Origin of the sequence: uncultured Oscillibacter sp., assembly GCF_910587525.1 — a bacterium.
Classification (GTDB): Bacteria; Bacillota; Clostridia; order Oscillospirales; family Oscillospiraceae; genus Oscillibacter.
The window spans coordinates 1-2,408 of sequence record NZ_CAJULS010000226.1; the positions used below are offsets into that span (position 1 = coordinate 1).

The following is a 2,408-nucleotide window of genomic DNA, read 5'->3' on the forward strand; positions in this document are numbered from 1 at the left end:
AGTCCAGCACCGCGCCGTCCATGCCCGGCTTCTCACAGGTGAGATTGAAGCGCCGCTCTCTGCCCTTCAATGCCGCCAGCCGCCGGGGTACCGTCACGCCGGTAACGCCGCATAGCTGGTCCAGCAGCTCCACGCCGTCTCCCGCCGGGGTCTCCCCGATGGCGGTGAGGACGTGATTACAGAACTTATAGGGGGATGCGGTGGAGACAAACACCGTCACGGTCTTATCCCCGTTCTCCCGGCGGTACTGCTCCATGACACTGGCGGCCACGGCGGTATGGGTATCTATGAGATACCCCTTCTTGTAATACTCCCCGATGGCGGCGGCGGTACCGGCCTCGTCGCAGAAGCCGCCCCAAAATTCCTCTTTCAAGGCCGCCTTAATCTGACCGGAGACCTCGTACTTCCCGCTCTCCGCCAGGGCCGACATATAACCCCGGACCTCAGCGTCGTTCTCCCCGGAGAGGTCGAACAACAGCCGCTCCAGGTTGCTGGATACCAGAATATCCATGGAGGGGCTCATGGTAGTGCGGAAGGGCCGGTTGCGGTCATAGACGCCGGTACGGAGGAAATCTGTCAGCACGTCGTTGCGGTTGGAGGCACAGATGAGCTTGCCAACAGGCAGCCCCATCCGTTTCGCGTAGTAGGCCGCCAGGATGTCGCCAAAGTTGCCGGTAGGGACGCAGAAGTTCACCTTGTCCCCCATTTTGAGCTTCCCATCCTGCACTAGATCGCAGTAAGCGGAGATATAGTAGACCACCTGGGGCAGGATACGGCCCCAGTTGATGGAGTTGGCGGAGGAGAGAAAATATCCCCGGCCCGCCAGAGTCTCCCGCATGGCAGGATCGGAGAAAATGCGCTTCACACCGGCCTGGGCGTCATCAAAATTGCCCGCCACGGCGCACACGCCCACATTTTCCCCCTCCTGGGTGACCATCTGGGCTTCCTGGACTTTAGACACACCGTCCTTGGGATAGAACACCATGATCTTCGTCTGGGGCACACCGGCAAACCCCTCCATGGCAGCCTTGCCGGTGTCGCCGGAGGTGGCTACCAGGATACACACCGTTTTGTCCTCCCCGGTCTTCCGCAGAGCCGCAGACAGCAGCTGAGGCAGCATCTGGAGGGCCATGTCCTTGAAGGCGGAGGTGGGACCGTGCCACAGCTCCAGACAGTGGGTGTTCTCGTCCAGCGTTCGGACGGGGGCCACCGCCTCCGTGTCGAACTTGTCGGGGCCATAGGCGTTCTCGGCGAAGGTGAGTAGTTCCTCCTCCGTGTAATCCGTCAGGTACAGCCCCATAACCTTTGCCGCCCGGGTCTGATACCGCTCACTTACCAGGTTCTCCAAAAAGGCCCGGTCAATCTGGGGAATGGTCTCCGGCGTCAGCAATCCGCCGTCCCGGCTCAGGCCCATCTTGACGGCCTCCGCCGAGTCCATGCGGAGGAATTTGTCCCGTGTGCTGTAATAGTTCATCTGTAATTTCCTCACTTTCAGGAGATTTGTTATGTAAACGCATCCTCCAGATATTCCACCCGGAGGGAACCGTCCCTTCCCATATAAACCTCTGCCACGTCAAACCGGGCGGGGACGTCCTCCAGGCCGGTTTCCATCAAGTAGGCCATAGCAGTCTTTCGGAGCCGCTCCTGCTTGCGCCCGTCTACAAACTCCCGGGGCAGACCAACGGCTCCGGTCCCCCGGAGCTTCACCTCCACAAAACAGACGATACCGTCCCGGCCCCGAGCCACCAGATCCAGCTCGCCGTACCGACATCTCCACTGGGCGGCCAGGATCTCACAGCCCTGCCGCTCCAAAAATACCGCTGCGGCCCGCTCACCCCGGTCTCCGGCCTCTCTCGTCCCGCTCATGACCGCCTCGCCTCCCACTTTTTCAAAAAGCTCCCCCGGTGGGCCGGACAGGGGCCGTACCGGTTCAGCATCTCATAATGGAGCTTCGTGCCATAGCCCTTGTGTCTGGCAAATTGGTATTGTGGATACTGGGCCTCCAGCTCCGTAGAGACATACCGGTCCCGGCTGACCTTGGCCAGAATGGACGCCGCCGCGATGGAGGCGCTCTTTCCATCGCCGCCCACAATAGTGATATGGGGCGCGGTGATGAAAATCCGGCTGCCGTGGTCCCGGTTGCCGTCAATCAGGGCCAAATCCGGCGTTACGGTAAGCCCGTCAATGGCCCGCTGCATGGCCAGCATCCGGGCGTTGAGGATGTCCAGCCGGTCGATCTCCTCCGCCTCCGCCCGGGCAACGCTCCAGGCTGCGGCGCGGGCCGTAATGAGATCATAGAGAACCTCCCGTCTTTTCTCCGTCAGCTTCTTGGAGTCGTTGAGGCCGGGGATGCCGATCTCACGGGGCAGGATCACGGCTGCGGCAGATCGGAAGAGCACACGTCTGAA

At 61.3% G+C, this 2,408-nt stretch carries 2 protein-coding genes; both read right to left on the bottom strand.

What is annotated here, in order from left to right; all coding sequences use genetic code 11:
• On the bottom strand, positions 1 to 1,474 hold a 1,474-nt coding region (gene thrC / locus QZ326_RS12830), incomplete at its 3' end, for a threonine synthase (protein ID WP_295745948.1).
• A 29-nt stretch (positions 1,475 to 1,503) separates the two neighbouring features.
• Positions 1,504 to 1,866, bottom strand: coding sequence for a YraN family protein (locus QZ326_RS12835; protein WP_295745950.1), 363 nt, complete (start codon positions 1,864 to 1,866; stop codon positions 1,504 to 1,506).
• Positions 1,867 to 2,408: the final 542 nt, after the last annotated feature.

Bases quoted from the DNA above. Each gene is read 5' to 3' on its own strand.
- QZ326_RS12835 (WP_295745950.1), bottom strand. From the start codon at position 1,866: ATGAGCGGGACGAGAGAGGCCGGAGACCGGGGTGAGCGGGCCGCAGCG.